This window comes from Mesorhizobium atlanticum (assembly GCF_003289965.1).
GTDB lineage: Bacteria > Pseudomonadota > Alphaproteobacteria > Rhizobiales > Rhizobiaceae > Mesorhizobium > Mesorhizobium atlanticum.
Window position 1 is genome coordinate 573469 of sequence record NZ_QMBQ01000003.1, and the last position, 26632, is coordinate 600100.

Annotated in this window: 28 protein-coding genes and 1 tRNA gene; 13 read left to right on the top strand and 16 right to left on the bottom strand. The window is 62.5% G+C overall.

Translation table 11 applies throughout. The features are described 5' to 3' along the window. The first annotated feature begins 41 nt into the window (after positions 1–41). Entirely contained in the window at positions 42–875 is an 834-nt protein-coding gene (locus DPM35_RS12435) for an AraC family transcriptional regulator (RefSeq protein ID WP_112127804.1), read from the top strand. An 86-nt stretch (positions 876–961) separates the two neighbouring features. Here the strand turns inward: DPM35_RS12435 and DPM35_RS12440 are convergent, their stop codons facing one another. Continuing rightward, entirely contained in the window at positions 962–1834 is an 873-nt protein-coding gene (locus tag DPM35_RS12440; RefSeq protein WP_112127550.1) for an ATP-binding protein, read from the bottom strand. A 267-nt stretch (positions 1835–2101) separates the two neighbouring features. Between DPM35_RS12440 and yajC the strand changes: the two genes are divergently transcribed. The 6 genes from yajC to DPM35_RS12475 all read left to right on the top strand — a co-directional run bounded on the left by yajC (position 2102) and on the right by DPM35_RS12475 (position 7923). Beyond that, the gene (yajC, locus tag DPM35_RS12445; protein ID WP_041004168.1) at positions 2102–2440 is read left to right on the top strand and encodes a preprotein translocase subunit YajC; all 339 of its coding nucleotides are present in this window, start codon (positions 2102–2104) and stop codon (positions 2438–2440) included. Between the two features lie 56 nt (positions 2441–2496). After that, positions 2497–5052 carry a protein translocase subunit SecDF gene (secDF, locus tag DPM35_RS12450; RefSeq protein WP_112127551.1) on the top strand — a complete coding sequence of 852 codons (2556 nt, stop codon included), beginning with the start codon at positions 2497–2499 and terminating at the stop codon, positions 5050–5052. A gap of 157 nt (positions 5053–5209) precedes the next feature. Continuing rightward, a complete protein-coding gene (locus DPM35_RS12460) occupies positions 5210–5599 on the top strand; it encodes an Mth938-like domain-containing protein (RefSeq protein WP_112127552.1) in 390 nt (129 codons plus the stop codon). Then, positions 5600–6466, top strand: coding sequence for a phytoene/squalene synthase family protein (locus DPM35_RS12465; RefSeq protein WP_425373355.1), 867 nt, complete (start codon positions 5600–5602; stop codon positions 6464–6466). Between the two features lie 81 nt (positions 6467–6547). After that, complete coding sequence (locus DPM35_RS12470; protein WP_112127553.1) at positions 6548–6973, top strand: hypothetical protein; 426 nt, start codon at positions 6548–6550, stop codon at positions 6971–6973. Further along, complete coding sequence (locus tag DPM35_RS12475) at positions 6973–7923, top strand: sterol desaturase family protein (RefSeq protein WP_181591999.1); 951 nt, start codon at positions 6973–6975, stop codon at positions 7921–7923. The genes DPM35_RS12470 and DPM35_RS12475 overlap by 1 nt, the downstream gene beginning before the upstream one ends. Positions 7924–8018: 95 nt before the next feature. Here DPM35_RS12475 and DPM35_RS12480 read toward each other — a convergent pair whose 3' ends face one another. From DPM35_RS12480 to DPM35_RS12515, 8 genes are all read right to left on the bottom strand, one after another. Beyond that, positions 8019–9524, bottom strand: coding sequence for a nucleotidyltransferase family protein (locus tag DPM35_RS12480; protein ID WP_112127555.1), 1506 nt, complete (start codon positions 9522–9524; stop codon positions 8019–8021). After that, positions 9521–10255 (bottom strand): glycosyltransferase family 2 protein, encoded by a 735-nt coding sequence (locus DPM35_RS12485; protein WP_112127556.1) that lies wholly within the window; start codon positions 10253–10255, stop codon positions 9521–9523. The genes DPM35_RS12480 and DPM35_RS12485 overlap by 4 nt, the downstream gene beginning before the upstream one ends. Next, positions 10256–10996, bottom strand: a complete 741-nt coding sequence (locus tag DPM35_RS12490; protein WP_112127557.1) for a glycosyltransferase family 2 protein — start codon at positions 10994–10996, stop codon at positions 10256–10258. It lies immediately after the preceding gene. Further along, positions 10993–12069, bottom strand: coding sequence for a phosphoenolpyruvate carboxykinase (ATP) (locus DPM35_RS12495; protein ID WP_112127558.1), 1077 nt, complete (start codon positions 12067–12069; stop codon positions 10993–10995). Before DPM35_RS12495 ends, DPM35_RS12490 begins: the two co-directional genes overlap by 4 nt. 5 nt (positions 12070–12074) lie before the next feature. Beyond that, on the bottom strand, positions 12075–12506 hold the full coding sequence (locus DPM35_RS12500; RefSeq protein ID WP_112127559.1) for a PqqD family protein: 432 nt from the start codon (positions 12504–12506) through the stop codon (positions 12075–12077). 182 nt (positions 12507–12688) lie between these two features. After that, positions 12689–14098, bottom strand: a complete 1410-nt coding sequence (gene trmFO, locus DPM35_RS12505; protein WP_112127560.1) for a methylenetetrahydrofolate--tRNA-(uracil(54)-C(5))-methyltransferase (FADH(2)-oxidizing) TrmFO — start codon at positions 14096–14098, stop codon at positions 12689–12691. Between the two features lie 376 nt (positions 14099–14474). After that, the gene (locus tag DPM35_RS12510) at positions 14475–14615 is read right to left on the bottom strand and encodes a DUF1127 domain-containing protein (protein WP_082056374.1); all 141 of its coding nucleotides are present in this window, start codon (positions 14613–14615) and stop codon (positions 14475–14477) included. 50 nt (positions 14616–14665) lie between these two features. Further along, entirely contained in the window at positions 14666–14806 is a 141-nt protein-coding gene (locus DPM35_RS12515) for a DUF1127 domain-containing protein (RefSeq protein ID WP_082056373.1), read from the bottom strand. A gap of 234 nt (positions 14807–15040) precedes the next feature. On the opposite strand from DPM35_RS12515, the gene DPM35_RS12520 reads away from it, so the two are divergent. Further along, positions 15041–16159, top strand: a complete 1119-nt coding sequence (locus DPM35_RS12520) for a DUF2157 domain-containing protein (protein ID WP_112127561.1) — start codon at positions 15041–15043, stop codon at positions 16157–16159. Then, positions 16156–16737 carry a GDYXXLXY domain-containing protein gene (locus DPM35_RS12525; RefSeq protein ID WP_112127562.1) on the top strand — a complete coding sequence of 194 codons (582 nt, stop codon included), beginning with the start codon at positions 16156–16158 and terminating at the stop codon, positions 16735–16737. Before DPM35_RS12520 ends, DPM35_RS12525 begins: the two co-directional genes overlap by 4 nt. 114 nt (positions 16738–16851) lie before the next feature. Here the strand turns inward: DPM35_RS12525 and DPM35_RS12530 are convergent. Continuing rightward, a tRNA-Leu gene (locus DPM35_RS12530) sits at positions 16852–16936 on the bottom strand. A 342-nt stretch (positions 16937–17278) separates the two neighbouring features. Here DPM35_RS12530 and tig point away from each other — a divergent pair. The 4 genes from tig (at position 17279) to DPM35_RS12550 (ending at position 21398) form a co-directional block, all read left to right on the top strand. Next, the gene (gene tig / locus DPM35_RS12535; protein ID WP_112127563.1) at positions 17279–18766 is read left to right on the top strand and encodes a trigger factor; all 1488 of its coding nucleotides are present in this window, start codon (positions 17279–17281) and stop codon (positions 18764–18766) included. 176 nt (positions 18767–18942) lie between these two features. Beyond that, the gene (locus DPM35_RS12540; protein ID WP_245431514.1) at positions 18943–19464 is read left to right on the top strand and encodes a hypothetical protein; all 522 of its coding nucleotides are present in this window, start codon (positions 18943–18945) and stop codon (positions 19462–19464) included. 269 nt (positions 19465–19733) lie between these two features. Continuing rightward, entirely contained in the window at positions 19734–20114 is a 381-nt protein-coding gene (locus tag DPM35_RS12545; protein ID WP_112127564.1) for a c-type cytochrome, read from the top strand. A gap of 465 nt (positions 20115–20579) precedes the next feature. After that, positions 20580–21398 (top strand): DUF2189 domain-containing protein, encoded by an 819-nt coding sequence (locus tag DPM35_RS12550; RefSeq protein ID WP_112127565.1) that lies wholly within the window; start codon positions 20580–20582, stop codon positions 21396–21398. 43 nt (positions 21399–21441) lie between these two features. On the opposite strand, the gene DPM35_RS12555 is transcribed toward DPM35_RS12550, so the two are convergent. From DPM35_RS12555 to DPM35_RS12580, 6 genes are all read right to left on the bottom strand, one after another. Then, complete coding sequence (locus DPM35_RS12555; RefSeq protein ID WP_112127566.1) at positions 21442–21915, bottom strand: aminoacyl-tRNA deacylase; 474 nt, start codon at positions 21913–21915, stop codon at positions 21442–21444. Between the two features lie 148 nt (positions 21916–22063). Further along, the gene (locus DPM35_RS12560) at positions 22064–22465 is read right to left on the bottom strand and encodes a cytochrome C oxidase subunit IV family protein (RefSeq protein ID WP_112127567.1); all 402 of its coding nucleotides are present in this window, start codon (positions 22463–22465) and stop codon (positions 22064–22066) included. Positions 22466–22472: 7 nt separating this feature from the next. Then, a complete protein-coding gene (locus DPM35_RS12565; RefSeq protein ID WP_112127568.1) occupies positions 22473–23195 on the bottom strand; it encodes a heme-copper oxidase subunit III family protein in 723 nt (240 codons plus the stop codon). A 10-nt stretch (positions 23196–23205) separates the two neighbouring features. Next, entirely contained in the window at positions 23206–23910 is a 705-nt protein-coding gene (locus tag DPM35_RS12570; protein WP_112127569.1) for a cytochrome c oxidase subunit 3, read from the bottom strand. Then, positions 23907–25676, bottom strand: a complete 1770-nt coding sequence (gene ctaD / locus DPM35_RS12575) for a cytochrome c oxidase subunit I (RefSeq protein WP_112127570.1) — start codon at positions 25674–25676, stop codon at positions 23907–23909. The genes DPM35_RS12570 and ctaD overlap by 4 nt, the downstream gene beginning before the upstream one ends. A 17-nt stretch (positions 25677–25693) precedes the next feature. Beyond that, complete coding sequence (locus DPM35_RS12580; RefSeq protein WP_112127571.1) at positions 25694–26581, bottom strand: cytochrome c oxidase subunit II; 888 nt, start codon at positions 26579–26581, stop codon at positions 25694–25696. Positions 26582–26632 lie beyond the last annotated feature (51 nt).

Here is a 26632-nt window from a genome sequence, read left to right on the forward strand (position 1 = left end):
TTGCCAAATCTTGAACAGGTTTTGCCATGAATCGAGAGAGCATGCTTTCGCAATTCGCTCCGGCCTCGTCCGACGTGACGATGGTTTCCCGACATGTCGGGGCAGGCGTCCATCGGCTGCCCCGGGCGCCGCACCATCGCATCATGGTGCATGCGAGTGCTGCGACGCGCTCCTACTGCAATCAGGCCGGGCGATATTTCGTCAGGCGCGCCGGCGATATCGACCTGGTGCCGGCCGGCGAGGAGGGCGGCTTCGAAGCCGAAACGCCGTTCGAGACGATGGAGATCGTCTTGCCGCCGGCCCTGATGGAAAGGGTCGCCGCGGAACTTGGCGGCAAGGCGCGGACATCGCGGTTCGACACCCGCCATCTGCTTCGTGACCAGCGCATCGAGCATCTCGCCCGCGCATTGCAGAGCGACCTGGCCGCGGGCGCGCCAAGCGGCCCCTTGTTTGCCGACAGCATCGGCGCCGCGCTTGCGGTGAGGCTGCTTGGCCTCGATGGCCCGGACCTAATTCGCGTGAACCGGCTTTCGGACGCGCAGCTCAAGCGTGTCCTCGAACACATCGAGACCGCTCTCCATGAGCCGCTTTCGATCGATCGTCTGAGCCGGGTCGCCGGCGCGAGCAGCTCGCATCTGCGCACCTGGTTCAAGGCTGCGATGGGCGTCACCTTGCATCGCTATGTGTTGCGGCGCCGCGTGGAAAGGGCGTGCGTCCTCCTGCGACGCGGCGATCTCAGCACGAGCGAGGTTGCTGCATTGACGGGCTTTGCGCACCAGTCACACCTGGCGCATTGGATGCGCCGCGAGATCGGCCAGACGCCACGCGACTGGCGACGGGCGCAGCCGCCTAGAGCAATTCCAGGAAAAGTGTGAGCGGTTTTCCGTCCGGAATTGCGTAAAAACAAAGAGATAGAGCGGTTCGCCGTTTCGGTGAAACGGTGAACCGCTCTAGGTGACATTCAATCTTTCAGCGGTTTGCCGAGCCGGCCGGCGAGGTCCTGCGTGAACTGCCAGGCAACACGGCCGGAACGGCTGCCGCGCGTCGTTGCCCATTCCAGCGCTTCCGCTCGCAATTGCTCGGGATCGATGACCAGGTCGTGATAGCGGACATAGCCGTCGATCATGTCGAGATATTCATCCTGCGAGCATTTGTGGAAGCCGAGCCATAGGCCGAAACGGTCGGACAGCGAGACTTTTTCCTCAACCGCTTCCGACGGATTGATCGCGGTCGACCGCTCATTGTCGATCATGTCGCGCGGCAAGAGATGCCGGCGGTTGGACGTGGCGTAGAAAATGACATTGCCCGGCCGGCCCTCGACGCCGCCTTCGAGCGCCGCCTTCAGTGACTTGTACGAGGTGTCGTCATGGTCGAAGGAGAGGTCGTCGCAAAACAGGATGAAGCGATAGGGAGCCGCCTTCAGGAGACCCATCAGCTTGGGCAGCGTGTCGATGTCCTCGCGGTGGATCTCGATCAGCTTCAGAGGCTTGTCGAGTTTGTCCGAAGCGTTGACGGTGGCATGCACGGCCTTGACCAGCGACGACTTGCCCATGCCGCGCGCGCCCCACAACAGCACATTGTTGGCCGCGTAGCCGGACGCGAAGCGTTCGGTGTTGTCGAGCAGGATGTCGCGCACGCGGTCGACACCGCGGATCAGGCCGATGTCGACACGGTTGACCTTGCGCACCGGTTCCAGGAAACCGGCATCAGCCTGCCAGACGAAACAGTCCGCGATGCCGAGATCGGTCTGGGGCACCGGCGGCGGGGCGAGGCGGGACACCGCCTCGATCAGGCGGTCGAGCTTCTTGTTCAAGGCGTCCAGGCTGTCGGTCATTTTGGGTCTTTTTGTTGAGGCATTTCAGCGTGTGGGAGCAGCTTCCATGACATCGCTGCAAGAACCACGCCCAAGCTTTTGTTGGAGCATGATCTTTTCGGTGGCCTCGAAGCGGCTTCCGCTGCGACGCTCTAGCACGCCGCAAACGGCTGGAAAAGCAACGGATTGGGCTCGCAGCGCAGTTGCATTGGCAAGTTTACCGACTATATTCCGGCCAAATTTTCGCGGGGCGGCCGCGGCGGAATTTCACCATCCAGGAGTTTCTTGATGTTCGTTACACCGGCATACGCCCAGGGCGTCGGCGCTTCGCCAGACATGTTCATCTCGATTTTGCCGTTTGTCCTGATTTTCGTGATCATGTATTTTCTGATCATCCGCCCGCAGCGCGCGCAGCTGAAGAAGCGCCAGGAAATGCTTTCGGCGGTGCGCCGCGGCGATACGGTGGTGACCGGCGGCGGCTTCGTCGGCAAGGTGACCAAGGTGATCGACGACAATGAGCTGGAGATCGACCTTGGCGGCGGAACCAAGGTGACGGCGCTGCGCTCGACGATTTCGGACGTGCGCGTCAAGGGCGAGCCGGTGGCGAACCAGAACGCCAAGAAGTAACCCCAACCCTCGATGGCGGAACGCTGCCGCTTGTACGCCTGAACGGATAAGAACGAATGCTTTATTTCTCGCGCCTGAAGATGATCCTGATCTGGCTCGCCGTGGCCATCACAGTGATCCTCGCCGCGCCCAATCTCTTCCCGGCAAGCATGCTGGCGCAATTGCCGAGCTGGGTGCCGAAGCGGCAGATGACGCTCGGCCTCGACCTTCAGGGCGGTTCGCACATCCTGCTCGAGATGAATCAGAACGATCTGATCAAGGACAGGATGGAGACGACGCGCGACGAGATCCGGACGCTGCTGCGCGACGCCAACCCGAAGATCAACTATACCGGGCTCTCCGGCTCCGGCCGCACCGTGCAGGTGCGCATCACGGACCCGGCCCAGATCGACCAGGCCAAGAAGGTCTTGAAGCCGTTGACCGATCCAGTGGCCGCCGGCCTGTTCTCGGGCGGCTCGATCCAGGAAATGGCGCTGGACGATTCCGAGCCGGGCCTGCTCAAATTCACCGTCACCGACGCCGGCCTCAAATACCGCACGTCGACGGCGCTGACGCAGTCCATTGAAGTGGTCGAACGGCGCGTCAATGAGCTCGGCACCACCGAGCCGATCGTGCAGCGCCAGGGCGATGACCGCATCCTGGTGCAGGTGCCGGGCCTGCAGGATCCGCAGCGGCTGAAGGAAATCCTCGGCCAGACTGCGAAGCTGACCTTCCAGATGGTCGATCAGTCGATGCCGGTGCAGGATGCGCTGAAGGGCCGTCCGCCGGCCGGCTCCTCGATCCTCTATTCGCAAGACGATCCGCCGGTTCCCTATCTGATCGAGAACCGCGTCATCGTTTCCGGCGAAAATCTGGTCGACGCGCAGGCGACCTACAATTCGCAGACCAACGAGCCCGTCGTTTCGTTCCGTTTCGATTCCAAGGGCGCGACCCGCTTCGGCCAGGCGACGGCGCAGAATGTCGGCAAGCTGTTCGCCATCGTCCTCGACAACCAGGTGATTTCGGCGCCGCAGATCCGTGAGCCGATCCTCGGCGGTACCGGACAGATTTCGGGCAATTTCACGCCGCAGAGCGCCAACGACCTTGCCGTGCTGCTGCGCGCCGGCGCGCTGCCGGCAACGCTGACGGTGATCGAGGAGCGCACTGTCGGTCCGGGCCTCGGCCAGGACTCGATCCATGCCGGTAAGGTTGCCGGTTTGATCGGCTCGGTCCTCGTCGTCGCCTTCATGTTCGTCGCCTACGGCTTCCTTGGCTTCCTCGCCAACATCGCGCTCGCTGTCCACGTGGCGATGATCGTGGCGCTGCTGTCGCTGCTGGGCGCCACGCTCACTCTGCCTGGCATCGCAGGTATCGTGCTCACCATCGGCATGGCGGTGGACTCGAACGTTCTGATCTATGAACGCATCCGCGAGGAGCGACGAAACGGCCGCTCGGTGATCCAGTCGATCGATACCGGCTTCTCCAAGGCGCTGGCGACCATCGTCGATTCCAACGTCACCTCGCTGATCGCCACCGTGGTGCTGTTCTTTCTTGGCACCGGGCCGGTCAAGGGCTTCGCCATCACCTATGCGATCGGTATCCTGACCACGGTCTTCACCGCTTTCACCTTCACGCGCATGCTGGTGTCGATCTGGCTGCGCCGCGCCCGCCCGAAGGAACTGCCGCGCGCGCCGGTCACCTTCATTCCGCCGGGCACCAAGATCCCGTTCATGGGCATCCGCCGCTGGACCTTCGCTCTGTCCAGCCTGCTGTCGATCCTTTCGGTCGTCGGGTTCCTGACCATCGACATCAATTACGGCATCGACTTCAAGGGCGGCTCGATGATCGAGGTGCAGGCGAAGCAGGGCAACGCCGATCTCGGCGACATCCGCAACAGGCTGTCCGAGCTCAATATCGGCGAGATCCAGGTGCAGCAGTTCGGCGCGCCGAACGACGTGCTGATCCGCGTCGGCACGCAGGACGCCGGCGAGAATGCCGAGCAGACCGTCATCGACAAGGTGCGGGGCGAGCTGCAGGACCAGTATGATTTCCGCCGCGTCGAGGTGGTGGGACCGACGGTTTCCGGCGAGCTCGCCAAGCAGGGCACGATCGCCATGCTGATCGCGCTGGTCGGCATCCTGCTCTATGTCTGGTTCCGTTTCGAATGGCAGTTTGCGGTCGGTGCCATCATCGCCACGGTGCACGACGTGGTCATGACGATCGGCTTCTTCGTCCTGACCGGGCTGGAGTTCAACCAGTCGTCGCTGGCGGCGATCCTGACCATTATCGGTTATTCGCTGAACGACACGATCGTGGTCTATGACCGTGTCCGCGAGGATCTTCGAAAATACAAGAAGATGCCGCTGCCGCAGCTCCTGAACAACGCCATCAACGAGACGCTGTCGAGAACCACGCTGACCTCGGTTACGACGATCCTGGCGCTGCTGGCGCTGGTGTTGTTCGGCGGCGAAGTGATCCGTTCGTTCACCATGGCCATGCTGTTCGGCGTGGTGTTCGGCACCTACTCGTCGATCTTCATCGCCGCACCGCTGCTGATCCTGTTCCGGTTGCGGCCGCAGGCCACGACCGAAGAGGAGAAGAAGCCGGTGAATGGCAAGGCCCTGACGACCTGACGCTGCCGGATCAGGATGACGTTTCGTTGAAACGTCCTCCTGATCTAACCTTTTGTTGGAGCATGATCTTTTCCGAAAACCGGTTCCCACTTTTTGCGTGCGCTGACCTCCGGTTCGGGATCATGCTCTAGAGCCGGATGAGTTACGCTCAAGATCCATGGCCAAAGGCATCATCATCCGCGAGGCGCATTTTCCGGGCAAGGCGCCGATCGAGGCCTATGGCAATGGCGGCTTCCGCTTCGCGGACATGTCGCATCGCGGATCTCTGCTCGTCCTGCCGTCGGGCATCCATGGCTGGGAACCCGCCGATCCGCTGGCGCTGAAGGCCTCGGACTTCGACAAATTGTTCGCTGAGGCCGGCAAGGTGGAGATACTGCTGGTCGGCATGGGCAAGGATTTGCGGCCGCTGCCGGCGGCGCTGCGCGCCGCGCTCAAGGAGGCCGGAATCTCCGCCGACCCGATGTCGACGGGCGCGGCGGTGCGGACCTACAACGTTCTACTGGCTGAAGACCGCGCCGTGGCCGCCGCGCTGATCGCCGTCGATTGAATGGCCGGCACGCCCGACATCGTCAAGAACGCCGACATCGTCATGGATACGGTGCGCGCCGCCGACCATGACCGCTATTTGTCGGCGCTCTACGCGCCGGCCGACAAGCGCGGCGCGCTGCTTGCGCTCTACGCCTTCAATGCCGAGATCGCCGGCGTGCGCGATCGCATCCACGAGCCGCTGCCGGGCGAGGTCAGGCTGCAATGGTGGCGCGACGTCAACGCGGCCGAGGCGGACGCGGAGACGGGCCACCCGACCGCCGATGCGTTGCGCGCGACGATCGCCGCTCACCATCTTCCGAAGGCTGCTTTCGAGAACATGCTCGAAGCGCGGATCTTCGATCTCTATGACGATCCAATGCCGTCGCGGACCGACCTCGAGGGCTATTGCGGCGAAACGGCCGCAGCACTGATCCAGCTTGCGGCCATGGTGCTTGATCCGGTCGCCGCGCCGGGCTTTGCCGAACTGGCGGGACGAGCCGGTTGCGCCCAGGCCATCACCGGTCTGCTGCTTCTGCTGCCGCTGCACCGCCAGCGCGGCCAGTGCTTCGTGCCCGCAGATATCCTCGCGGCAGCCGGTACGACGCCGGAAGAGTTCATCAAGGGAGAGGGCGGGGCTGCCGCCGAGCGCGCGGTTGCGGCGATGATCGCGCTGGCGCGGGAGCATCTCAACGCGTTCGAGAAAGGTGCGGCGGCGCTTCCCGTTTCGTTGCGGCCGGCCTTCCTGCCGTTGGCGCTGACACGCGCCTATCTCGACAAGATGAAGGGGGCGGGCGGGTCGCCGCTCACTGCAACAGTGCCGCTTTCCGTTCTGCGCCGGCACTGGCTGCTCCTGCGTCATGCGACGGGGGGTTGGAGGCCCCTTTGACGTAAACGTCAATCGTGCTACGGGTTCTGTCGCGTGGACCCGCGTCAAAGAAATGCGGGCCACCGGAGGAGCCGCGTTTCCATGAGCCTGCCAGTCCTGGTCGTCCTCGTCGTGTTCGGCATCGCGTTGTCGGTCGCGGCCGTGCATTTCACCGGCGGCACGACAACCGCGACGCTTGCCGGCGATGATCAGGCGCTCGCACGCTTTGCCGAGGATTTTCCCGATGAGAAGCCTGGAGCTGTGCGGCTGACCGCCGACAATCATGCCGCGTTTCTCGACCTCGGCCCGCAACGCTGCGGCATTGTCCAGAGCATCGGCGATTGTTTTCTCACGCGCATCGTCACGCCGCCCGACATTCTGGCGCTGACGAGGGAAGGGAATGTGGTGTCGCTGCGGATCAACGATTTCACCTGGAAGGGCGGTAGGTTCGTCTTTGCCGGCGAAGCCGATGCGCGAGCCCTGGTGGCGACCTTGCAGAATAACGATCGGATCCGGGAGGCGGCGTGATGGAACAGTATAATTTCCCGCAGGTCACCCAGCTTGCGATCCCCTTCTTCGTCGGGGCGATCCTGATCGAGCTTTGGCTGGTGCGCACCGGCCGCGCCAAGGGGGCGTTCGAGACGCGCGACACGTTGACCAGCCTGATGATGGGAACCGGCAATGTCGTCGCCGGCCTGCTGCTCGGCGTCGTGTCCTACTGGGCGCTGCTGTGGCTGTGGCAGTTCCGCTTCTTCAATCTCGGCCTCTCGATCTGGGTGTTCATCGCTGCCTTCCTGCTCGATGACTTGCGCTATTATGTCTATCACCGCATCGCGCACCGGGTGCGCTGGGTGTGGGCCGAGCATGTCAACCATCATTCCAGCCAGCATTACAATCTCTCGACGGCGCTGAGGCAGAGCTGGACCGGCCTGTTCACCTTCACCTTCATCCTGCAGGCGCCGCTCGTGCTCGCCGGCTTCCATCCGGCGGTGATCGCCTTCGTCTTCGGCTTCAACCTCGTCTGGCAGTTCTGGATCCACACCGAGACGATCGGCAAGATGTGGGGCTGGTTCGAGTTCATCTTCAACACGCCCTCGCACCACCGCGTCCACCACGCCACCAATCCGCGCTATCTCGACGCCAATTATGCCGGCACGCTGATCATTTGGGATCGCATGTTCGGCACCTTTGTCGAGGAACTGGAGGAAGACCGGCCGCGCTACGGCATCGTCAAGAACATCGGCACCTTCAATCCGCTGAAAGTGGCCTTCCACGAATGGATCGGCATGTTCAAGGATGCGCTGGCGCCGGCGCTGACGCCCGGCCAGCGCCTCAATTATCTCATCCAGCCGCCAGGCTGGAGCCATGATGGCTCGCGCGACACGTCGGAAACGCTGAAGGCAGCCTATGTCAGGCGAAATCCCTCCCAGGCAGGCAAGCCGGGTTTGCCGCCAGCGCGTGCCGAGCCGGCCGAGTAGTCATCGCGAGGAAGGCGCTGCCGCCTGGGGCACGATACCATCTTCGGTGACACCAAGCCGGGCCGATCCATGCCTCCGAGAACATCAGCGAGCCTTCATCGCGTCCCCTTTGCGGGGTCCTCGCGTGAATTGCCGTCGATGAGCGCCTCCGGAGGGGCGTGGGGACGGAATTCCGAGCTGACCAGCCAGAAGCGGGGCGCGGCGTAGCGCGCAGCGTTTTCCTCAGTCAGCATTCGCAAAGATCGCAGCGGCCGGCTTTCAAGCCAGACCCTTGTCGCGCTTGGGGGAGTGTCAAGTTGGATGGCGCAAAAGACCTCCAATGCGGTTGCCGTGCGCGGAAGCTTCGGGCGCACATGAAAGGCGGCAACATGCCCGGCGTCGCTGTTGACCTCGAAGGCGAGACGCCGCCATTTCACCGGCGCCGGCAGTCGCATGTGCAAGTGCAAAATGCCGGCGCGATCGGAAGCCGGGAGAGGCAGATCGGCGCGCAGCGCGCCTTGGCCAGCAGGCAAACCCCTGCTGAATTTCGTCTTCAGGCGCGGTCTCGGCCTCTGCTCGCCGCGTGGTTCGGACTCGGCCAGTTCAAGCGACTTGCGACGCGTCTTTGCAAGCCAACGAAGGACAGCACCGGCGGGAGTCTCGCTTTGCCTGGGCCTTGCTTGAACGAATGCCATCCACGCGGCCATCGGCCCCGGAAGGGCCGCCTCGAAGCGCCTCATCGCCTCTGCATCAACCGCATAGCCTGCCCGCGCTTTCAACCAGCCAAGCGCGATCAATGCCGGCACCGCAATGTCGCGGGCGAGAACCTCGTCGGAAAACAGCTTCCAATCGAAACCTGGTTCAATGATGAGGCGTGACAGATCGACCAGCCAGTCGCTGTTGGCATGGGCGTCGAGACCGCCATTTGCGATGGCGATCACCGCCAGGTCTTCCCGGACCGGCAGTCCGCAGGGTACCGAATTGAATTCCACCGGCCTGGCCCGCGCCCAGACCCGGTCATCGTCGCCGAGGCTGCCCTGGCCCGGACGAAAGATGCAGCCGTGAAGATCGATGTCGCCGTAGCGGCCCTTGTGAAGATTGACGCTTCGCAGCCGTCCGGCCAGCGTCAGCATGCGCATGGCGCTGGAACCGCTCGACGGCTCCCAGCCCAGTTCGATAAACACGCCCAGAGCATCGCCCAGCCGGTTCCGCGGGACCACGATATCGAGGTCGTGGAACGAGCGTCCACCCCGTCCAACGGGATCAGCGGCACGCGCGGCCCCCTTGATCAGCATCATCGGCACGTCCGCCACAGCCAGCGCCGCGAATGCCGGTTGGCACTCTCTCATCAGAAGCATGGTTCGCGTCCACAGCATCCGTTGAAGCCCGGCAAGCCTCGGCGCATCCGGCAGATCCTTCAAACCGGGTCCAAGCCTGCTCCATGCGGCGTGGATCAACCGCTGCTCGCTGAACGTGCAGTCGTTCAGGTCGTGCGTGCCGATCCAGGCGCGCAGTTCCCTCTCGGCCCCCACCGGATCGAGGTGCACAGCGGCCAGCAGCAGGCGCTCGTGATCGCCAGCGGGCCACGCGCGGTCAAATGACGGATACCAGAGAGGCCTCATTGCGCCCCTTTTTCTCCATCGTCCTCAGCCCTCTTGGCCATGATCGCCCGGCGTGCGATTTCAAGAAAGTCGGATGCCATGCCGGCCGGTGCGCCGCCGGTGACTGCGACCCTTCTGGACAACGTGCCTGGTCGAATACGACGTCGATGAACCGTCTCGTCCAGCATGGTCATTTTCATACCCCCGGCAATAGCCCTGCGGTACCAATCTATGAAGGAGCCAGTGCGCAGGCCTTCATCGAACAGGACGCCGAGCCGCTCGACAGCGCTTCGCCGCACCGCAAGCGAACTCGCGAGATAGCCCGGATAGCGGCCTTTCTTATAGTGAAGAGAAACAAAGGCTTCGGCGGGGTATTCCGGGCTTTCGAAGGTTTCACTGTGGCCCAGCACGGCGTCCAGCGAGGGATCCAAATCCAGCGCGGCCCACTGCAGGGCCAGCTTGTCGGGCATCCAGAGGTCGTCGGCATCGAGGAACGCGAGAACCGCGCCCTGGGCGGCCTTAATGCCGACATTTAACGCGGACGGCGCTCCCCCATTAGCCTTCCTGACTATGCGCGGATGCGACGCATGGCGCTCAGCGACCTCGACCGTGCGGTCGCTCGAGCCGTCATCGACGACGATGACCTCCCGCGGCGAATGATCATTCTGCTCCGCGATGCTGTCGAGCGTCTCATGAAGCGTGGCGGAGGCGTTCCACGCTGGAATGATGACGCTGAAAAACGGCGTTCCCACTCACTCCTCCATCAGATGCTTGAACGGAGGCAAGGGCCTGGTGCTACCGGTCTTGCGCCTACGCATGAGCGACTGCATCAGGGCGCGGTTGAAGTCGCGCTTCTCCTCTGCCGTGTAAGTGCTCGTCATCGATTCCGGATGCCGGCGGTAGCACAGGGTCACCGCGTTCAGGATCGTCATCGGTATATCGGCTTCGCGGATCCGGAGCATGAGGTCGACATCTTCGGAATAAAGGAAGTTCTCGTCGAACATCCCGACCCGGTCGAAAACTGTCCGACGATAGAGGGTCGCACCCAGATGAACATGGAAGAGTTCGTCTGTTGTCGCCGCCGGATCGGGCGCGGGGGCATCCGTCATCTGCCGGTTGAAATAGCTGACGAAGCCGGAAACGACATCCATATGAGGCGTTCGGGCAAAGCGCGCGAGATGCAGCGACAGCTTGTCGGCCGGCCAGAGGTCATCGCAATCCAGGAAGCCGATGAACTCGCCGCCAGCGATCCGCAGGCCGACATTTCGCGCAGGCCCCGGGCCGCGCCGCGGTCCGTCGAGGACATGGATCGCCGGGAAACGCGGGGCCAGGGACTCGACGATCTCGCGTGAGCGATCGGTCGAGCCGTCGTCGACAACCAGGATTTCCTGCACCGGCCACGCCTGGTCGAGTATGGTTTTCAGGGCTTCGGCGATGTATTTCTCGCCGTTTCGCACCGGCATGATGACGCTGATCGTTGGGCTGTCGCTCATGCTGTCAGTTCCCGCAGGAACCCTCGCAGCACCGCTGTCGCCTCCATCGGATCATTGCCGATCAGGAACTCATGGCAGGGAAGCGATCGCGACAGGCTGGCGACCTGCTGGAATGTCTCTTTGTGACCGGTCCGCAAGATCTTCGACGTGCTCGGCGAGAGCGCACGGATCAACTCGAACCGTGAAGCGGGACGGATTACCGAAGCATCCTCGCCGGTGAGTTTGCAGGAGACAAGAGCCTTCACCGCTATTTGCGGGACCAGCGCATCCTTTGTCGTCGTGCTGATCGGGATAAGCGCCTTTTCTTCCGGGCGACGGTCCCGGTTCACCGCTTGCGCGGCAAGCCCGCTGAAGAGGGTCTCCGCCATTCCAGTGAGCTTCATGGTGTCGAAAAGCGAGTGGCTCCGCCAGTCTGCCCCAGACTGCGACACCAGCACGAAATCATCGCCCGTGGTCTGCATCCCCGAAGAAATCGCGGCAGCCGTCAGCGTCGATTTGCCGGAACCTCCCGGACCGGCAAGCATCAGGCCCACGCCATCTTCGCCGACAACGGCGGAATGAAGCATCGCATGGCCGATCGCCAACGCGCCCCAATGGATGTGATGGCGCAGCGGCGACCCATATTCCCAGACCGGCAGCCGGGCAGCGGTTCCGACCCAATAAACGCCGGTGCCGGTGGACAGATCGTGCAGGTGCCAGATTCCACGGCTCTCGTCGGATACGATCGCGACACCGGCCTCGGTGTCCCACGCGGTCCGGGTGACGGCGTCGGCCTCGTCGGCTTCAAAGGGCCATTCGGTGGGCGGAGCCGAAAAGCCGTCATCCTCATGCGAGACGGCGTAGACAGTGATCGACGGGTCTCCCGCGGTGGCTTCCGTTATTTGCGCATGGCGTAGAACCGGCAGGATGACCGGATCGAGCGCGGTTCCGCATGTGCGCAGCCGCAGCGTCAATCCGCCAAGGCGAAAGCAATGCTCAGCGCCGGATTCGGACCACCGGAAACTCGCGTCGGCAATGACGCGGCGGACGAATGCTGCAGGCGCCGTGAGGGAAGCGACGGCGGCTCGGACCATTCGGATCAGCTGTCCCCCAATTCCCGCCGCAGCGGCCATCCACCACCCGGATCCACGTCATGGATGGGGTCGAGGGCAATCAGCTCCTGCAAGTCCGTGTGGATCTCCAGTTCCGGCCTCATGAACGATGCGCGACCGGAAATGTCGGGTAGCTTTGGCGATGCGATCGGCGAGGCCGGCTGAAGTATGCCTTCCTCCACGAGGAGGTCGATGAAGCGTTGCACCGAGGCAACGTCGTCGTCGTCCAAGTCGGGATAACCCGTCCTCAACGCCGTCTCGATCATGGCGGGATCGACGGGCTCGCGTAACATCTCCCAGATGAGCTGCGCGCTTCCCCTCATGCCATAATACTTGCCGGTCGCAAAATTCACCGCGACGACTTCACCGTCGAAGATCTCACTCGACAAATTTGTTTCGTCCAAGACGACGCCCGACATTATACCGCCCTTCGCCCCATAAATGCGGGGTGATACACTATGAGACCGTATGGGGGAAGCGTTCCTTGGTCACGGTATCGCGGGCAACTTCGCTGGGAGTGGTCCGAAGTCGTCGGTGAAGGGTTTGCCGCTGGTCTGGTAGCCCGGTCGCAAAGGCTGGGCGGATGCGAGCAGTCCACAGATCAAGCTGCCGCTTCCGTTCGTGGCGCCAACCCCAACCACTCGCGGCACTCGGCCAGCGCTCTCGCTGTGATCGCATGACGTTTGGCGACGGTCTTGTCCTTGCCGCGCAAGCGTTTGCCGTCGGTCTTCGGCGCTTCGACCGGTGGGAAAAGGCCGAAATTGACGTTCATTGGCTGGAAGGAGCGTTTGCCGGGCTCATCATCCGACACGATATGCCCGCCGGTGATGTGGTTGAGCAGCGCGCCGAAGGCGGTCGTCGCCGGCGGCAGCGCGGGTGCCCGGCCGAGCCGCTCGGCGGCGGCAAAGCGGCCGGCGAGCAGGCCGATCGCGGCGCTTTCGACATAGCCCTCGCAGCCGGTGATCTGGCCGGCAAAGCGCAGGCCCGGCCGCGACTTCAGCTGCAGCGAGGGATCGAGCAGCGTTGGCGAGTTGATGTAGGTGTTGCGGTGCAGGCCGCCGAGGCGCGCGAACTCGGCATTTTCGAGTCCGGGAATGGTGCGGAAGATGCGCACCTGCTCGGCATGCTTCAGCTTGGTCTGGAAACCGACCATGTTGTAGAGTGTGCCCAGCGCATTGTCCTGACGGAGCTGCACCACCGCATAGGCTTTTACCGAGGGATTGTGGGCGTTGGTCAGGCCCATCGGCTTCATCGGGCCGTAGCGCAACGTCTCGACGCCGCGCTCGGCCATCACCTCGATCGGCAGGCAGCCGTCGAAATAGGGCGTGCCTTCCCACTCTTTGAACTCGGTTTTCTGGCCCTCCAGCAGCGCCTGGACGAAGGCGAAGTACTGATCCTTGTCCATCGGGCAGTTGATGTAGTCCTTGCCGGTGCCGCCGGGACCGACCTTGTCATAGCGCGACTGGAACCAGGCCGTGTTCATGTCGATCGTGTCGAAATGCACGATCGGTGCGATGGCGTCGAAGAAGGCAAGCGCATCGGCGCCGGTCGCCTCGGCGATCGACTGTGCAAGCGACGGCGCCGTCAGAGGACCGGTGGCGATGATCGCCTGGTCCCAGTCCGCTGGCGGAAGCCCAGGCACTTCCTCGCGTTGGATGGTGATCAGCGGATGCGCTTCGATCTTCGCGGTGACCGCGTCGGAAAACCGGTCGCGGTCGACGGCCAGCGCGCCGCCGGCGGGAACCTGGTTGGCATCGCCGGCGCTCATGATCAGCGAGCCGGCCAGCCGCATTTCGGCATGCAGCAGGCCGACCGCGTTGCTCTGAGCATCGTCGGAGCGAAAAGAGTTCGAGCAGACGAGCTCGGCCAGGCCGTCGGTCTTATGCGCGTCGGTGCCGCGGACAGGGCGCATTTCATGCAGCACGACCGGAACGCCGGCCTGGGCGATCTGCCATGCGGCTTCGGATCCGGCGAGGCCGCCGCCGATGACGTGTACGGGATTTTTGCTCATGAGCGCCGGAATAATCGCTTGGCGGCCCGATTGCAATTGCCGGGCGGCGACGGCGGGAAGCTGGCGCCAAAAACAACAACACCCGCCGGGGGAGGAGGTCCGGCGGGTGTCGTTTTGGGGGTCGATCCTCGGGAGGAGGTGAAGATCGACCTAATTCGTCATCGCCGGGGAGGAGGTCGGCTTTGACGAAATTCCTTTCGCCGTTTCAGAAGGGGGCGAAACCCCTGGAAGACGAACTTCGTTCGCTTCCAAACAACGCCCGCCGGGGGAGGAGGTCCGGCGGGCGCCGTTTCGGTGGCCAACCCTCGGGAGGAGGTGAAGGTTGACCGTATCCGTCAGGGTCGGGGAGGAGGTCGACCCTGGCGAAATTCCTTGCTTAGATCGCCTTGCGAGCGACCATCTTGATCTCGTCGCGGACGATGCCGAGATCATGGAGCTGACGGTTCGAAAGCCGACCCAGCTCGGAAACCGTCTCGCGGTAAACGCGCCAGTTACGGTAGCTACGGATCAGGTTCATTGTCTTACTCTCTTCAAAGCTGGTTCGGACCATTTGCGGTCCGAAGCGGATTAGACCGCCTTACGGGCGACGTAGTGGATGTCGCTGCGGCTGATGCCGAGGTCGGTCAGTTCACGGTTCGACAGGCGGTTCAGCTCGGAAACGGTTTCCCGGTAGCGCCGCCAGTTGCGGTAGTTGCGGATCAGGTTCATGGTAGTTCTCGTTTCGTCTTTAGTTCGGATCATTCCGTTTGTGTACGAACAGAAAATAAGTGGGATCATATCGATTTAAAAGTGCCGTTGGCGCATGGCAGCAATGCAAATTGTGCAATGCAACATTAACCGCCATTCACGCCTGCGTCACAAACAAGGCCGAATCGAAAAATGCCGCTGCGTCAATGGTTTGGCTGTTTCGACTAAGGAAGTGGTCGGGCTTGGGGGAAATGCATGGCGGGCTATGCCGCACGGGTAAGGACGGATATCGCGCGCTGGCGGGAGACCGGGCTGATCGATCCCGCCACGGCGGAGGCGCTGACGCGCGATGTCGCCGCCAATGAGCGCGCGTCGCTGAGCTTCGGCTCCATCCTGGCGATGATGGCGGCGCTTTTGTTCGGCGCGGCGATCCTGATTTTCGTCGCCGCCAATTGGGAGGCCTTCCCGCGTCTCGTTCGCGTGGCGGCGCTTTTCGTGGTGATCCTCGGCGGCTATGTCGGTGGCGCGGTGCTGAAGACGCGTGACCATGCCGCGATCGGCGAGGCGCTGTGGATCATTGCCGCGGCGGCGTTCGGCGGATCGATCGCGCTGATCGGACAGATGTACCATCTTTCGGGCGACGAGGCCTCGGCGCTGGTGACATGGTGCGCCGGCACGGCGCTGGCGGCGGTCGCGCTGCGTTCAAGCCCGTTGACGGTCGCGGCGGTCGGCATTGCCGACGCCTGGCTGGTTCTCAAGGGGTTCGGCTTCTATTGGCGCGCGGAAACCCCGCATCTCTTCATCGTCGTGGCGATCGTCTTGTTCGCCATCTCGTTCTGGACGCGCAGCCAGGCCGCGCGCCACCTCGTCATTCTGTCGGTCATTCTCTATCTGGTTCTGCTGGCGACGGATCGCGAGACGCTGCCGGTGGCCATGTCGCTGGCCATCGTCTCGGTGCTGCTCTTTGCCGCTTCGGTCTTTGCCGGCGATTCGATCGACAGGATCCTCCAGCTCGGCGGCCGGCTGCCCTTGCACGCCTTGCTCGGCTTCCTCACCGGCATGGCGATCATCCAGTTCGAGCTTGCGGATGAAAGCACATACAACAGCGGGTTTGCCGTCGCCTCGATCGTCGCGCTGGCCAGTATCGTGGCGGCAATCATGCTGGCGGGGCGCGAGAGCAGGGGCTTGCGCTGGCTGGCCTATACCGGCTTCGCCTTCGAGCTCGCCATCATCTACAGCGTCACCTTGAGGTCGATGCTGGATACGGCCGGCTTCTTCCTGGCGGCGGCGGTGTTGCTCGGCATACTGGCGCTGGTCATCATCCGCATCGAGAAGCGCATGAAGGCGCCTGCCGGAACAGGAGCGACGGCATGACCGGCAAGAAACTGATCATCTCCGCGCTGGTGCTGGCTCTTGTCCAGATCGGCTTTCTCAGTTGGATCATCGCCGGCCGCGCCGCGATCCTGCGCAATGGCAAGGAAGTGCTACTGAAGGTCCAGCCCGTCGATCCGCGCGATCTGCTGCGTGGCGACTATATCTCGCTCAACAACAATATTTCGCGGATTCCGGTGAAGCTGATCGCCAACATTCCGCAAGGCAAGCTCTCCAGCGACGACACATCGATTGTGGTGCGGCTGAGGAAGGGCGCTGACGGCTACTGGCAGCCCACGATCGCCTGGTTCGGCCAGGCGCCGGCGCCGGCTGGTCCGGACGAGGCCGACATAGCAGGACGCGTCGCCGAAGGTTGGGGTCTGCGTGACGCGGACGCGACAGTCGCGCCGGACTACGGGATCGACCGCTTCTATCTGCCGGAGGGCGAAGGCGTGGCGATCCAGGACGACATTCGCGTGCGGCCGTTCGGCATAAAGCTTGCGCTCGCATCCGACGGCACGGCACAGATCAAGGCGCTGATGGACGGCGACAAGACGCTGTTCGAGGAGCCGCTTTATTAGTGCCTTGGCTCGACGCTGACAGCGCCGGTCCTCCTTCGCCAAGGCTTCGGAGGACACCTTCGGCTCTTCGAGCTCAGGTGGTGGCTTGCCATCCGAAGCTCGAAGAGCGAAGGATGGTGCGGATGAAGGGACTCGAACCCCCACGCCTTTCGGCACTGGAACCTAAATCCAGGGCGTCTACCAATTCCGCCACATCCGCATTCCCCGGCAATCCCATGTAGCCATCATTCTGTCAATGTCGGGGCCCAGATCATGCTTATCCGGCTAGGCGCGAAGATAGTTGAAAATTGGCCTAGCCTGTGACAAAAGGCGTGTCGAATGTGACGGAACGTGAGTTTCCGCTTCTGCAAGACGTGAAAAGTTATAGGAAAAACAAGAACTTATTCGCATCTTGCATGGCGTAGTTCAGGAGAGTTTGAACCGCGTTAGCGGTCAAATCGCCAGGTTCCGTACCAAAAGCCATTTCCGGCAACATCATACCGGCAGGCTGTAAACGGCTAGGACCGTTTGGCAGTCTCATTGTTAAAACAAAGGTTCTAGGATGCAGGTCACCGAAACGCTTAACTCCGGTCTCAAGCGCGAGATCAAGATCACCGTGCCGGCTGGTGACATGGAAGCCAAGCTGATGGCGCGGCTGACCGATGCCCGTGACAAGGTGCGCATCAACGGCTTCCGCCCCGGCAAGGTGCCGGTGCAGCATCTGCGCAAGATGTACGGCAAGTCGTTCATGGCCGAGGTCGTCAACGAGATCCTCAACGACTCGACCCGTTCGATCATCACCGGCCGCGGCGAAAAGGCCGCCATGCAACCCGAAGTGATCATGACCGAGGACGAGAAGGAGGCCGAGAAGATCCTGGCCGGCGGCGCCGATTTCGAATTCAGCCTCAATTACGAAGTCATCCCGGCGATCGAGATCAAGGATTTCTCCGACATCAAGGTGACGCGTCAGGTCTATGATGTGCCGGAATCGGAAGTCGACGAACAGGTCAAGCGCGTTGCCGAATCGGCGCGCAGCTACGAGCCGAAGGGCGGCAAGGCCGCCGAGGGCGACCGCGTGACCATCGACTATGTCGGCAAGATCGGCGGCGAGGCCTTCGCCGGCGGCGCCGGCACCGACCAGCCGCTGGTGCTCGGCTCCAAGGAGTTCATCCCGGGCTTCGAGGACCAGCTGATCGGCACGAAGGCTGGCGACGAGAAGCAGATCACCGTCACCTTCCCCGAAAACTACCAGGCGGCGCATCTGGCCGGCAAGGAAGCCACCTTCGATGTCACCGTCAAGGAAGTGTCGGCGCCCGGTGAACTCGAAATCAATGACGAGACGGCCAAGAATCTCGGCCTGGAATCGCTCGAGCGCCTGCGCGAGATCGTGCGCGGCCAGCTCGAGAACCAGTTCGGCTCGATGACCCGCCAGAAGGTGAAGCGCCAGCTGCTCGACCAGCTTGACGCGTCCTATTCGTTCGAGGCGCCGTCGAAGCTCGTCGAGGCCGAGTTCAACAACATCTGGGCACAGGTCAATCGCGATCTCGAAGCCGCCGGCCGTACTTTTGCCGACGAAGAGACGACGGAAGAAGAGGCGCGCGCCGAATATATGCGCCTTGCCGAGCGCCGCGTGCGCCTTGGCCTGGTCCTGGCAGAAATCGGCGAGAAGGCTGGCGTCACCGTGTCGGACGAGGAGCTGCAGCGCGGCCTGTTCGAGCAGGTGCGCCGCTTCCCGGCCAACCAGCAGCAGGAAGCCTTCGAGTTCTATCGCAACAACCCGGAAGCCATCAACGCGCTGCGCGCGCCGATGTTCGAGGAGAAGGTCGTCGATTATCTGCTCGGCCAGATCTCGGTCAATGACGTCAAGGTCGGCAAGGACGAACTGATGGCCGACGACGAGGAAGCCGAAACCGCGACCAAGGCGAAGCCGGCCAAGAAGGCCTCCTCGAAGAAGGCCGAAGCCAAGGCGGAGGCGGGCGAAGCCGCCGAGGCCGAGGAGCCGAAGAAGAAGGCCGCGCCGAAGAAGAAGGCTGCCAAGGAAGCCGAGTAACAGGTTTCAACACCGAGATTTAGAAAGGCCGCCTCCGGGCGGCCTTTTTATTAGGAATTACTCCATTGTGGCGGCGCGGCAACACAGACAACTTGTCTTGATTGTCCGGTGCTGGCGATACCAAGCATTGAACATTATCTGCGCCTCATCGCATTCGCGGGCGTTTGGAGGCATCGGTGAGGCTGAGGTTCATGATGAGAGACGTGGTCATTGCCGCGGCGCTCTTGTTGGCCGCGCCGGCCGGTGTCGCGCGGGCTGAGCCGAATCTGGGCAACTGGAGCGTCGGCTCCAATGACGGCCAGATCACGGCTTCGCTTCATGCCAGCAACAAGCTGATCACCGGCGGCGGAGCCCTGGGGTACAGTCCGGTGCTTACGCTGGCTTGCCGGCCCGACGGCGAACCGCGCTGGAGCGAATGGCTCCAGCTCAACGACGCCGTCTCCGCCAGCCGCAAGATCACCATCTCCGTCATTGTCGACGGCGGCAAGACCGATGAAAGCTGGTCGGTCGGCCCCCGCGGCAGAACGCTGGTCAGGGATGGGGACGACGGTATCAAGCGCCTGGTTTCAGCGAGCCGGCTGACGCTGTCATGGCGCTTCGGCCTGCTGTCGGGGCGCGGTGAGGCGGATTTCGAGCTTGCCGGTCTTTCGGACGCGCTCGGTCAGCTCGCTGCGAGCTGCAACACCGATCCGCCTTGACCCCACCGCCTAAAGCGCGTCGCTTTCCAGTTCGGCGGCCGTTATTACGGGCCGAACAGCTGCCGCTGATGTCGAGCATCGCATTTGCGGGCCTAAGCCTCGGCAAAAGCTGGCCTTTTTCTATCCTTTTGGATGGTTCTGTGGTATATAGGTGCCGCAATTCCACTGAAGAAACCCGGATTCTCCGCTCTAACGTGCAGCATACGCAGCGGGACCGGCGTGGTGCCGATCGCTCCGACGCAAAAACGAGACCATCAGGGAGAAATGCGATGCGTACAATCGCGCTTTTCATCGTCTTGTCCGCTACGACCTTCTTCGCAAGCCCGTCGCAGGCGCAAGATGCCGCCGCGGGCGAGAAGGTCTTCACCAAGTGCAAGGTCTGCCACGTTGCCGACCAGGACCAGAACAGGATCGGTCCATCTCTGCACGGCGTCATCGGGCGTGTTGCCGGCACGCATCCTGGTTTCACTTATTCCGCGGCCATGATCGCGGCTGGAAAATCCGGCGTCAAATGGGACGAGCCGACCCTGACGACCTACCTTCACGCCCCCCAAGCGATGGTCAAGGGGACGAAGATGACGTTTCCCGGCCTCAAGGACGATAAGGACATAGCCAACGTCATCGCCTACCTGAAGCAGTTCTCCAAATAGACGGCCGTTCCGGGCTCCATCGCTGATCGTCCGGCAATTGCACTGTTGAAAGGTCGCGACGCGCGCCGTCACGCGGGCAGCGCGAAGAACCCCAACAGCAGCAGAACAACTATGCCAAGGCCGAGTATGACAAGCGTCCGCGTGTCCATCACGTTCACCTTCGACCGGGCGTACGCCCCGAAAATCCAGATCGATTTTCGAAAAGGGTCATAGGCCCATCAAAGCGGTACAGCGCCCGTTGCGCGCCCAAAAAAGGCGCGCGACGCTGCAAGAGAATATCGAAAAAAACCTTCTGGAGCCAGTATGGCGACCCGGCCTGCTGCCCCATCCGTTCCAATGAAATGACGACAAATCGGGCGCAAAGGAGTATGTTGGCGGTCGGTGCAGGTCGCGGTTTGCGTGGCCAGTCACGCAGAGTGCTAGCACCGTGGAATCCGCGACCTTGCCGGGCTCGGAGGAACGCTCATGGCAAGCTTTCACGTGATTGCAGGCGCCAGCGAAACGCTGGAACATACCAGGGTGAGAAAGATCGGCGTTTCCGATCTTTTCGATGCGCTCAAGCGCGGTGTCGACGACTTCATGGTCAAACCCTCGCACATCGTGTTTCTGTGCATGATCTATCCACTCGTCGGCGTGGTGCTTGCCACGTGGACATCGGGCGCAAACGCGCTGCCGCTGCTGTTTCCGCTGGTGTCGGGTTTTGCGCTGATCGGCCCGTTCGCGGCAATCGGACTCTACGAAATCAGCCGCAGACGGGAGGCCGGGCTCGATGCATCCTGGCAGCACGCGTTCGAGGTCAGGAACTCCCCGGCGGTGCCGGCCATCGCCGCGGTCGGGATCATGTTGTTTGCAATCTTCATCGCCTGGCTTTTGACCGCCAAGATCTTCTACGAGCAACTGTTCGGCCCTGAGCCACCGGCGTCACTGTCCAGTTTCATAGCCCAGATATTCGCCACCGGGCGCGGCTGGACGCTGATCGTGCTGGGGCACGCCATCGGGTTCGTGTTCGCCGCGGTCGTGCTGTGCACCACCGTGGTGGCATTCCCACTGCTGCTTGATCGCGACGTCGGTGCCTACGAAGCCATCCACACGTCGGTGCGCGTGGTCCTGGCCAACCCGATCGTGATGGCCGTGTGGGGACTGATCGTCGCTGTTGGGCTGATCATCGGTTCGCTGCCCGTGTTCGCAGGACTGGCGGTCGTGCTGCCGATCCTCGGTCACTCCACCTGGCATGTATATCGCAAGGTCGTGGAGCCGCCGGCCAACCCCAGACCGGCGCAATAATCGAGCGCAGTCGCGGCGTATCGGCGGATCTGTGCCAAAGTGCTTAGAAGGCCGGGTGGCTGAACCGCGCCTGGCGCGCGCCGGTGGTCAGGTTGCGGAAATCCTTGCCGCTGACATGCACCAGCGTCTTGTGGTCGCCGCCTTCGAAATAGACATCGGCAGCATCGCGCAGGCTTTCGTCCAGAATGACCGGCACGTCATAGGCCGCGCCGATCGGCGGTACGGCGCCGATGTCGCAATCATCGAAGAGCGACACCACCTCGTCCTCCGAAGCGAGCCCAAGACGTTTGTCCATGACGTCCTGCAGCTTGCCGAGCTCGATCCTGTGGGTGCTTGGGACCACGGCCAGGGCGTAACCGAGCTCGTGGTGAACGACCACGGACTTGGCCATGATGCTGCCGGGCACATGCGCGGCGATGGCGGCCTGCCTGCTGGTGGATGTGCGGTGATGCGCAACGGTGTCGTACGGGATTCCCTTGCCGTCGATAAAATGCCTCAGCCTGTTTGCTATGGTCATTGTCCGCGTCCTTTTGCTTGAGTTCACGACGCATGCGCAAAACGGGGCAATCACGATTGCGCCCGGTTGCTGCTCCGGAAAATGGATCGGCCGCCTGTCGTTTCAAGGCGCCGGCATCCGCGGTTCCGGCGGCCGCGAATGTATCCGGTCAGGGGCCGGGTCCGAAAAACGCGATGCGGGTCAGCAGCGTATAATCGGCTTCGAAAACCATCATGGTCACGAAGACCAGCACCAATATCGGCGGCAGGATGATCGCATACATCATCGCCAGCCGCTCCCAGGCCATGTGCATGAAGACGGCGACGATCAATCCCGCCTTGAGCATCATGAAGATCAGGATCAGCGACCATCTGAGATAGCCGTGGATGCCGAAATAGTCGACCAGGTAGGAGCAGGTGCTGAGGATGAACAGCCACGCCCAGACCACCAGGTAGAGCTTGATCGGGTGCTCCTGGTGAACCTCGGCGGCGACCGGTGCCGTGGCCGCATCATGCGCATGGGTGGCGTGCAGTGCGTGTTGTCCGAGACCGTTTGCGGTTGCTTCAGCCATATCTGCCTCACCAAAGATAGAAGAAGGCGAAGATGAACACCCAGACCAGGTCGACGAAGTGCCAGTAGAGGCCCATGATCTCGACATTCTCGTAACGACCCCGGCGGCTGGTGAAGAAGCCGGGCCGCCCGATGTCGAAATCGCCACGCCAGACCTTTCGCGCCACGATGATCAGGAAGATCACGCCGATCGTGACGTGCGTGCCGTGGAAGCCGGTGATCATGAAGAAGCATGAGCCGAATTGCGCGGCCCCCCAGGGATTGCCCCATGGCCGCACCCCTTCGGTGATCAGCTTGGTCCATTCGAAGGCCTGCATGCCGACGAATGTCGCGCCGAGTGCCGCGGTCAAAAGCATAAGGATCGCGGTTTTGCGGCGATCGCGGCGGTAGCCGAAATTGACCGCCATGGCCATCGTTCCGCTGCTCGAGATCAGCACGAAGGTCATGATGGCGATCAGGATGAGCGGGATCTCCGAACCGCCGATGCGCAGGGCGAAAACTTCGCTCGGATTCGGCCAGGGCACGCGCGTGGAAATGCGCGCGGTCATGTAGGAGAGCAGAAAGCAGCCGAAGATGAAGGTGTCGCTGAGCAGGAAGATCCACATCATGGCCTTGCCCCAGGACACGTTCTTGAACGCCCGCTGGTCCGAGGCCCAATCGGCGGCGATGCCGCGCCAACCGGCGGGCCTGGGCTCCATCTGGCTGGTATGTGTCATGGTCGTCTCGGCCATCGCCGGTCTCCTAGGTCAGCAGTTGTCGGCAGATGTCGATGAAGGTCGCGGCCCAACCCGCCAGGAGGGCGAAGATGCAGAGCCAGACGAAAAGCAGGAAATGCCAGTACATGGCGCAGAGCTCGACGCTGAGCCGAAGCCGCTCCGGCCGCGCTCCACTCCAGGCGCCTGTGCTCGTCCTCCCAAGTCCGATCAGACCGCCGAGTATGTGCAGGCCATGCATGCCGGTGATCAGATAGAAGAAGCTGTTGGCCGGGTTGGATGCGAGCAGATAGCCGTCTGCGGTCAGTTGTCGCCATGCCATCAACTGACCGACGAGAAAGGCAAGCGTCGTGAGCCCGGCCGTGGCCAGGCCCAGCCGGACGTTGTCGATCTGGCCCTTGCGCGCGGCGACCACGGCACATTGCAGCGCGACGCTGCTTAGCACCAGCACGCCGGTGTTGAGCCAGAGCAGGCGCGGCAGCGGCAGCGGCTGCCAGTCGGGCAGGCCCATGCGCATGAAATAGGCGCTGGTGAACAGTGAAAACAGGCAGCCGACGACGGCGAGGAAGACGCCGAGGCCGATCTTGGCGGTGGGCAGCGCCGACCGGTCGAAACCGACGAAATCTCCGGCCAGGCCTTGCTCCAGCCAGGGCTTGGCGGTCAGCCGCTGGTGCGAAAGCCACCATCCGGCGAAGCCGGCGATCACCAGCAGAAAGACCAGGATGACGCTCATGCCGGCTCCCTCGAGGGCGCGAAGTCGCCCGGCACGTTTTGCGGTATGAAGTCCTCCTTGGCCCCCGGCACGCTGTAGTCGTAGGCCCAGCGATAGACGATCGGCAGCTCCTTGCCGAAATTGCCGTGCGCCGGCGGCGTCTGCGGCGTCTGCCATTCGAGCGTGGTCGCCCGCCATGGGTTGCCGCCGGCCTCGCGGCCATGGCGGATACTCCAGATCAGGTTGAACAGGAACACCATCTGGGCGAAGCCGACGATGAAGGCCATGATGCTGATGAACGAGTTCAGATGACGAGCCGAATCCGTCATTATGGTCATGTCGGTGAGTTCGGCGTAACGCCGCGGAACACCCATCAGGCCGAGATAATGCATGGGGAAGAAGATCAGGTAGGCGCCAACGAAGGTCACCCAGAAATGGAAGCGGCCGAGCGTCTCGTCCAGCATTCTGCCGGTGACCTTCGGGTACCAGTGATAGATCGCACCGAAGATCACCAGGATCGGCGCGACCCCCATGACCATGTGGAAATGGGCGACGACGAACATGGTGTCCGACAGCGGCACGTCGACGACGACATTGCCGAGGAACAGACCTGTCAAGCCGCCATTGACGAAGGTGACGATGAAGGCGAGTGCGAAAAGCATCGGTATGGTCAGATGGATATCGCCGCGCCACAGCGTCAGCACCCAATTGTAAACCTTGATCGCAGTCGGCACGGCAATGATCAGCGTCGTGGTCGCGAAGAAGAAGCCGAAATAGGGGTTCATGCCGCTGACATACATGTGGTGCGCCCAGACGACGAAGCTCAGGGCGCCGATGGCGATGATCGCCCAAACCATCATGCGGTAGCCGAAGATGTTCTTGCGCGCATGCGTGCTGATCAGGTCGGACACGATGCCGAAGGCCGGCAGCGCGACGATGTAGACCTCCGGATGGCCGAAGAACCAGAACAGATGCTGGAACAGGATCGGGCTGCCGCCATTATGCTGCAGCTGCGTGCCCATTTCGACAATCGCCGGCATGAAGAATGAGGTGCCGAGAACGCGGTCAAGCAGCATCATCACACAAGCGACAAACAGCGCCGGGAAGGCGAGCAGCGCCATGACGGTGGCGGTGAAGATGCCCCAGACGGTGAGCGGCAGGCGCATCAAGGTCATGCCGCGCGTGCGGCCCTGCAGCACCGTCACCACATAGTTGAGGCCGCCCATGGTGAAGCCGACGATGAACAGGATGAGCGAAGAGAGCATCAGGATGATGCCCCAGTCCTGTCCGCCCGGCGTGCCGGACATGATGGCCTGCGGCGGATAGAGCGTCCAGCCGGCGCCGGTCGGTCCGCCCGGCGCAAAGAAGCTCGACACCAACACGAGCACGGCGAGCAGATAGATCCAGTAGCTCAGCATGTTGACATAGGGAAAGACCATGTCGCGGGCGCCGACCATCAGCGGGATGAGGTAATTGCCGAAGCCGCCGAGGAAGAGCGCGGTGAGCAGGTAGATCACCATGATCATGCCGTGCACGGTGATGAACTGGTAGTAGGCCTCCGGCGTGATGAAGTCGAACGTGCCGGGAAAGCCGAGCTGCAGGCGCATCAGCCAGGACAGAACCAGCGCCACCAGGCCGATCGCGGTTGCCGTCGCCGCGTACTGGACCGCTATGACCTTCGCATCCTGCGAGAAGACATACTTCGTCCACCAGCTGTGCGGATGGTAGAGTTCCACCTCCCCAACTTCGGCGGGCGGAACGGCATCTGCGGGTGTGACGTCGACCATTGGAGCACCTCCGTGCCCTATTGTGCGGACCTCGAAAGTTTCGAGTTTGCCGCGACGCCCAGATTGGACGCCATTATCTTTCCTGGCGGCTGGTTCGCCGAGCCCGATTGCTGGGGCGCCGACAATTGCGCGAAGGTCTGCTGCTGGCCGAGCCAGGCCAGATAATCCTGCTCGGTGTCGACCACGACCACGCCATGCATCAGCGGGTGCCCTTGGCCGCATAGCTCGGCGCACAGGACCTGGAAGGTGCCGGTCCGGGTCGGGGTGAACCAGAAATAGGTCACCGACCCGGGGATCATGTCCATCTTGGCGCGGAATTCCGGGATATAGAAATCATGCAGCACGTCTATCGAACGCAGCAGCACCTTGACCGGCTTGCCGACCGGCAGATGAAGATCGGCGGCTTCGACCAGGACATCGTCCTGGCCGTTCGGATCCTTGGGGGCCACGCCCAACGGATTGTCGGCGGTGACGTCGCGGGTGTCGGAAGTGCCGAGCTTGCCGTCCTTGCCCGGTAAACGGAAGCTCCACTGCCATTGCTGGGCCACGACCTCGATTTCGGTCGCGTCGCCTGGCACCGTGACGAAGCGGCTCCAGACAAACAGGCCCGGAACCAGCAAAGCGGTGACGCCGAACGCGGTGACGATCATCAGCCACGATTCGAGGCGCTTGTTCTCGGGTTCGTATGCCGCGCGATTGCCTTCCCGATGCCGGAAGCGGAAGACGCAATAAGCCATGAACAGGACGACAGCGGCAAAGACGACGCCGGTGATCCAAAAGGAGATGATGATGGTGTGGTCGATATAGTCCCAGTTCGAGGCAATGGGCGTCCACCACCATGGGCTCAGGAAGTGGAACAACACCGAGCCCACGACGATCAAAACGAGTACAAGCACAACGGCCATGTCCCGTTCCTCCCGGCATTTCAAACGCGCGAAGCGTCCCGAAATGCCAAT